Consider the following 6,481-nt stretch of genomic DNA (forward strand, 5'->3'; position numbering starts at 1 on the left):
GTTGCGGGCCCTGATAGCGCAGGCAGGAGCCAAGGCGGTCATTAAGCCGAATCCACGGCGCAAGAACATGCCTCATTTCGACCCAGTGGCCTATCGGCAGCGACACCACATTGAGCAGACGTTCAGCAAAATGAAGCAATTTAGACGCTTAGCCACCCGCTACGATAAGCTGGACCGCACGTTTGACTCCTTTATCTGTCTACGAGTTATCACGCTCTACCTTAATTGAGAACAGCTCCTAGCGGACAAGCGCAACAAAGTCAAACCGGTTGCCAAGAAAATCCTCTCCTACTTGAACGCCTCAGCTGCTTTCATGTTAGCCAACGGCGACGTCATCTATTACCAACAAGGGTATTACCAGCTGGATTTCCAGGCATTTTTTACCTTGGCTACGAATCGGGAACGGGTCTTTACCACGTCCCACGGCCGGGAGTACTTTCTGGCCCATCACGCGCGCCACCTCGCGGAGTTTCAGCACTATTTTGGTGATGCCTACGACTTTAGCGTCCGTTCTTTGGGAACAATTGACGGGGCCTGCCGTCGGTTGGTGAAGTCCGGCGTCAGCGAAGCCGACCTCTTTCTTCCACTGGTGTGCTACGTCGCCGAAGTGTTGATTCAGCAAACCGGCGGGCAGTGGAGCCATGACGCCGACCGGCCCGATGTCACAACGATTACGGGCCGCGATGGGAGACCCTACGACCCCTATTTCTGTATCCGGAAAATACTAATTAACCAGCACAAGCCGCACGCCATTGAAGCAGCTATTACAGCTCAGTTTGCTTAAAAGCAGCCAGTTCAGGGAAACGGTGATTTAAATAGCTACCACCTTTTTACCTATCGTGAACGACGACCGTTCACGATAGGTAAATCACGGTCACGAAAGACGCGGACGCGCCTTGGCGTGCTATATTTTCCGTTTTCTAAGAGCCGCTCTTCTAAGCAACCGGCTTGGCCTATAAGTTGCCGAAGTGCTGCTGCCAGGCCTCTTCCAAGCGAGGGCTGGTCAGGTGCGGGGCTACCAGGCCCGGAGCGCCCACGCACCAACTGCCGCACAGGGCTCCGTATTGCAGGCATTTTTGCGCGGGCTCCTGCCGGAGAAAACCGTAGAGGAAGCCGGCGAAGAAATTATCGCCCGCTCCGTTGCTGTCCACCACGACGGGGGCGGGCACGGCGGCCTGCTCCAGCCACTGGCCGGTGGCGGTGAGCAGGGTGGCTCCCGCCGCGCCGTGGGTGCACACTACGAGCCGCTTACCCGCCGCCCGTAGCCGTTGCATGACCGGCCGGTGGTCGGGCAGGTTATCGGAGCTGAGGTGGATATACTGGGCAGCCGCAATGAACGGCTCGTGGTAGGGATTATGGCCGTCGTAGTCGTGCAGGTCGGTCCAAATGGGGTGCGGGTAGTTGCGCAACAGCGGAATCAGCGGCTGGCAGTAGCTGACGATGTTCAACACCACGCACTCACTGGCCTGGAGGAGGCCCATTACCTCGGCGTGGTCGTACGCCAGCGCGGGCGAAGCTTGGGTAATAAACAGCGAAATGCGCTGGCCCCGGGCATCCATCAGGTTGATGTGGCGCTCGGTGCCGGCGGGATCCAGCACGTAACGGCCTCTCACCCCCTGGGCCGCCAAATCAGCCACGATGCGCCGCCCGTACGCATCGTCGCCCACCGCCGAATACAGCGTAGTGGGAAGCCCCAGCTTCGTCAGGGCCAGGGCTTTGCCCGCACCGGTCGAACCGGTGCCTTCGTGAAAGGGAGCCCGGTGAATGGTCTGCGGTCGCGGGGCTGGCAGCTCGGGCAAGGTGACGATGTGGTCGAAGGTCGTGCCTCCCAAAATGAGCGTGCGCAGCATGAAATGAATTGGTACAGAATTGTTTTTGAAAAAAGAACGTCATGCTGAGCTTGCCGAAGCATCTCTACCGCGTAACTAATTCAATCGACAAGGATTAAAGGATTACTTGCGCGGTAGAGATGCTTCGGCAAGCTCAGCATGACCGTTTCTTTTTGAGCCTATGCGGATAGACTTTTACCGCAGCTCCCACACCAGGGTGGTGTAGGCCGGTACGTGGGCCGTTTGCAGGTCCGGCACGACGGCCTGCGTCAGCACGTCCTGGGCCGAGGTGTAACCGCGCAGGCGTTCCGCGAAGCGCTTCAGCGGTACTGTTTTCGCGGTCGGGTTGCAGTTCATCATCACCAGCACGGAGTGGCCCTGCTGGTCGTAGCGGAAATAGGTGTACACCCCGTCTTCGGGCACGAAGTGCGCCAGCTTTCCGGTGTGCAGCACCGGGTGGGTTTTGCGGTAGTTGGCCAGCGTGCGCACGTACGCGTGCATGTCTTGCTGGGCGGGGGTGCGGCCCGCGGCCGTAAAGGCGTTTTTGGGGTCGTTGGGCCAGCCGCCGGGGAAGTCTTCGCGCAGCAGCCCGTCGGGGCGGCTGAAGTTCTTCATCAGCACTTCGGTGCCGTAGTAGAGCTGCGGAATGCCCCGCTCGGTGAGCAGCCAGGCCAGGGCCATTTTCTGCTTGCGCACGTCCTCGCCCAGCACCGAGAATACCCGGTCCACGTCGTGGTTGTCCAGGAAAATGACATTGCGGCTGGGGTCTTCGTACATCCAGTCACCCTGCACGGCGTAGTAGAGCTTAGCAACGCCCTCATCAAAACCGAAGGGCTTGGTCAGGCTTTCGAGCAGGCCCAGGCGCAGAATGAAGTCGATGGCGCCGGGCAGGTTGCTTTTGAAACCGTTCACGGGCGGAAACACGTTGCGCGTCCAGAACGCCTGCTGGGCCACGCCTTCGCTCTGCTGCATCCACGTTTCGCCAAACATGCCCAGCTGCGGGTACTCGTCCAGAATGGCCTGGCCCCACTGCATCAGGAAGGTTGGGTCGGAATAGGTGTAGGTGTCCACGCGGTAGCCGTCGACGCCGGTGTACTCCACCCACCACAGAAAATTCTGAATCAAATACGTGGCCACCAGCGGGTTTTCCTGGGCCGGGTCGGGCATGGTGGTGTCGAACCACGTGTTGCTGAAGTACTGGCGGTCGAGGGCCGTGGCGTGTGGGTCGTTGACCGTGCCGTTGCGGTAGTTGCCCCGCGTGAAGGTGGGCCACTGGTGAAACCAGTCCTTGGCGGGCTGGTCGAGCCAGAGGTAGTTGAAGCTGCCGATGTGGTTGAGCACCACGTCGTGAATCACCTTCAGGCCCTGCTGGTGGGCGCGCTGCACGAAGCGCACGTAGTCCTCGTTGCTGCCGTAGTGCGGGTCGACGGCGTAGAAATCGGTGAGGGCGTAGCCGTGGTAGCCGGCTTTGGGCATGTTGTTGTCGACGACCGGCGTGGGCCAGATGGCCGTCACGCCCAGCTCTTTGAGGTAGTCGAAGTGCTGCTCGATGCCGCGCAGGTCGCCGCCGTGGCGGGCGTACATCGAGTCGCGGGCCACGGCGCCGGGGGCGCGGTTGCCTTTTACCACATCGTTGGTGGGGTCGCCGTTGGCAAACCGGTCAGGCATGAGCAGGTAAATAAAGTCGGCGCTGCTGATGCCCTGCACCTTGGATTTATCGCCGGGCGTGGTACGGGCGCGCAACTCGTAGGCGTACGTCGCCTTCTGCTTGCCCTTGAATGCCAGCTGCAGCTTACCCGGCTGGGCGCTGGGGCTGATGGTCAGGTTTATCACCAGGTAGTTGGGGCTTTCCAGCCGCTGAAAGCTGTCGAGCGTGACGCCGGGGTAGCTGGCCAGGGTTACCTGACTGGTGGCCAGGCCGGGTCCATGCACCAGCAATTGCAGCTTGGGGTTTTTCATGCCCACCCACCAAAAGGTGGGGTCGATGCGGCTGATGGGCGGGTTGGCGGGCCCGGCGACGCGGGCGGTCGCGGAGGCAGTCAGGCGGCTGCCGACAAGGAGCAGCAGCACAAGGAGCAGTTTGGCAACGGGCATGGGAGGTGACTAAGCGCGGCAGCAGGGGCCGCGGGGTGGGAGAAGGTTGCTTCCCGCCTCGGCAGACCGGCGCCTGACCGAGTTGGAAAGTCAAACCTCACCCCTGGCTTTTAAGAAAGCGCCCCACTTTTCAACATCCGTCTCTTACGCTTATTAATTTCACTCAACCACTTATCAATTAATCATTTGCCCATTCGTTAATAGGGTACCTTTGTTCGAAAGTGGTGCTTCGGCGGCTGGTGCGGCTGGCGGAAACGAGACCGCTGGTGCGGCACTACGGCTTCTTCATGCCCCTGCTCACCGGCCGGGCCCTACGGTTTTTTTCGCCCAAAACGGGCATCTACTCCTCACGAATGCCGCTGAAGTATTCGCGTGGGGTTTGGTCGGTTTGCTTTTTGAAGGCGCGGTTGAACGCCGTTTTCGAGTTAAAGCCGACCTCCAGGGCCAGGGCCAGCAGCGTGTACTGCCGGGCCTGGGGAGCCGCCATCGCCTGCTTGAATTCGTTTACCCGGTACGCGTTGACGAAGTCGAAAAAGTTTTGGCCGAAGCCTTCGTTGATGACTCTAGACAGCACGTGCGAGGGCATTTTCAGCCCGGCGGCCAGCTCGTGAATCGTCAGGCTGGGGTTGAGGTAGGGCTTGTGCTGCTCCATGTAGCCGGCCACCGCGGCTTGCGCGGCGGTCAGGTCGAGCGCACCCAGCGGGCGGGCCGGGCGCGGCGCGGCCGGCCCGCCCGCACCGGGCCCCTCGGCAACTTGAGCCAGGGCTGGGCGTGGGGACATGGCAAGTGGGGCCGGTGCCAGCCGGAAGATTTCGGGCTGATGCAGCACCACGTAGCCCAGGAAATAGGGCAAGGTGGAAAACGCCAGCCAAATCAGCCCTTGGGTACGGGCCGCCAGGGTATAGACATCGAACGCCGCCCAGCGGCTGGCCAGGACGACGCCAAACAAGAAGCCCCACAACACGAGACAGGCCGCCTGAATACCGAGCACCGTGGAGAGGTAGCGCAGATTTTGGGCGTAGGACACGCTGGCCTCGTACTCCCGGGTGTAGGCTTGAATCATCCGGCGGCACGCCAGCCAGTAGGCCCCGCTGGTTAGCCACCCCGCCACCCCGGTGGCCAGCAGCACGGCCCGTAACACGGGCTCGTGGCTTACCAGCCGCAACTGAAACTCGTAGCTGTCGTGCAGAAAGTACGGCAGGTACACCAGCAGCTGCACCACCGCGGGCAGGAAATGCAGCCACTGCCGCCGCGTGGGCGCCTCGTTGAACAGCAGCCGGCGGATGTAGCGGTAAAACAGCGGGCCGTAGAGAAACCAAATAACGTCCGGCACCAGCGTCAGCTGCGGGTAGGCGTTGGCCACCGTCCGGTCGCTGCTGACGACCGTGAGCAGGGTGCAAACGGCGCCCAGCCCCAGTAGTCCCAGCAGCCAGCGGTTGGCGGCCCGGTTGGCTTGCTGAATGCTCGGAATGGCAATCAGCAGCAACACGGCCTGGAAACACGAGAAAAGCAGCAGCAGTTCGTAAAGCGAATAAAATTGGAAGGTGCCGCTCAGGTCCTCCCAGCTTTGCACGCGCACTTCTATGGCGCTGGCCTGTGCCTGCTCGCGCGTGGCCACGCGGTTGGCCCGCACCTGTCCGTGCCCGCTGCCCTCGATGGTGGCCCAGCTCCCCCGCGACACTTTGTACTCGAGCGGGAGCAGTCCCGTGCGCACGGTGAGGCCCCACAAGCCATTGACTTGCCGCCGAAACCGGTAGCGCGCATCGGCCGGCTGCCAGTGGTTAAACGACCCGACCAGGTAAAGCGCGGCATCGCCGGGTGTATTGGCCGGCAGGCTGGTCAGCACGAAGTGATATTCTACCGCCTTACGAACGGTATCGCTGGAAACCATAACGCGTGGACGGGGCAGAGCGGCTGGCCAGCCATCCTTGGAAAAACCCGCTATCAGCAAGACCAAGAAGCAAACGAATCGAGTTCGGGCAAACACGTTAAATGATTGTAGTAAGCAAGTAAATAAGGGCGTGAAAAGCCATTATCATTGGCTCAGCAAGCGCGGCGCGGCAGCGTGCGCGAGCTGACTCAGCCTTGGTCGTGCACCTTCCAAATAACCAGCGAAGAGCAGCTGAAGACCCCGTAGGAACACGCTTTGGCAACTGTTGCGTGCAGTAGTTGCGGGGTTAAAGGTAGCGTTGCCTAGTGTGCAGTCGCTGCTATCCAACTGGCCTTGGGAATGCCACAGGGACCTGCGCCGAACTGTGCATCCCCACCACTCCCTCATTTACACTGTCTCGTCCTAGAAAAAGTTGACCAAAAACTTGGTTAACTTATGGCATCACTGTCTGACTTGCGTATGCAAAAGCACGCGCTTTCCATGCGCCAAATGGTGGCTGAAATTCATCTGGGCAAGCTCAACATTGCCCAGGCCGCCGCCAAATTTGAGCTCACACGTAAAACCGTTCGGCACTGGATCGACCTGGTCGAAGCAGAAGCGGAGGCCAACGGCTTGCCCCCGGCTCCCCCACCATGCCCACCTGGAGCCAGGAAACGCACAACTCGTC

Annotated in this window: 6 protein-coding genes; 3 read left to right on the plus strand and 3 right to left on the minus strand. The window is 60.7% G+C overall.

The window, feature by feature from the left end; translation table 11 throughout:
- Both H145_RS0119085 and H145_RS0119090 read left to right on the plus strand, forming a co-directional pair.
- A partial coding sequence (locus H145_RS0119085; protein WP_019949746.1) for an IS5/IS1182 family transposase occupies nt 1–229 on the plus strand: 229 nt, incomplete at its 5' end.
- A gap of 84 nt (nt 230–313) precedes the next feature.
- Complete coding sequence (locus H145_RS0119090; RefSeq protein ID WP_019949747.1) at nt 314–784, plus strand: hypothetical protein; 471 nt, start codon at nt 314–316, stop codon at nt 782–784.
- Between the two features lie 169 nt (nt 785–953).
- On the opposite strand, the gene H145_RS0119095 is transcribed toward H145_RS0119090, so the two are convergent.
- The 3 genes from H145_RS0119095 to H145_RS22165 all read right to left on the minus strand — a co-directional run bounded on the left by H145_RS0119095 (nt 954) and on the right by H145_RS22165 (nt 5,814).
- Nucleotides 954–1,850, minus strand: a complete 897-nt coding sequence (locus tag H145_RS0119095; protein ID WP_019949748.1) for a carbohydrate kinase family protein — start codon at nt 1,848–1,850, stop codon at nt 954–956.
- A gap of 174 nt (nt 1,851–2,024) precedes the next feature.
- Nucleotides 2,025–3,923, minus strand: coding sequence for a glycoside hydrolase family 13 protein (locus tag H145_RS0119100; protein ID WP_019949749.1), 1,899 nt, complete (start codon nt 3,921–3,923; stop codon nt 2,025–2,027).
- A 340-nt stretch (nt 3,924–4,263) separates the two neighbouring features.
- A complete protein-coding gene (locus tag H145_RS22165; RefSeq protein WP_019949750.1) occupies nt 4,264–5,814 on the minus strand; it encodes a helix-turn-helix domain-containing protein in 1,551 nt (516 codons plus the stop codon).
- A 435-nt stretch (nt 5,815–6,249) separates the two neighbouring features.
- Here H145_RS22165 and H145_RS24395 point away from each other — a divergent pair.
- The coding region (locus tag H145_RS24395; RefSeq protein WP_240471721.1) for a helix-turn-helix domain-containing protein at nt 6,250–6,481 on the plus strand (232 nt) is incomplete at its 3' end.

It is taken from the genome of Hymenobacter aerophilus DSM 13606 (assembly GCF_000382225.1).
Lineage (GTDB): Bacteria > Bacteroidota > Bacteroidia > Cytophagales > Hymenobacteraceae > Hymenobacter > Hymenobacter aerophilus.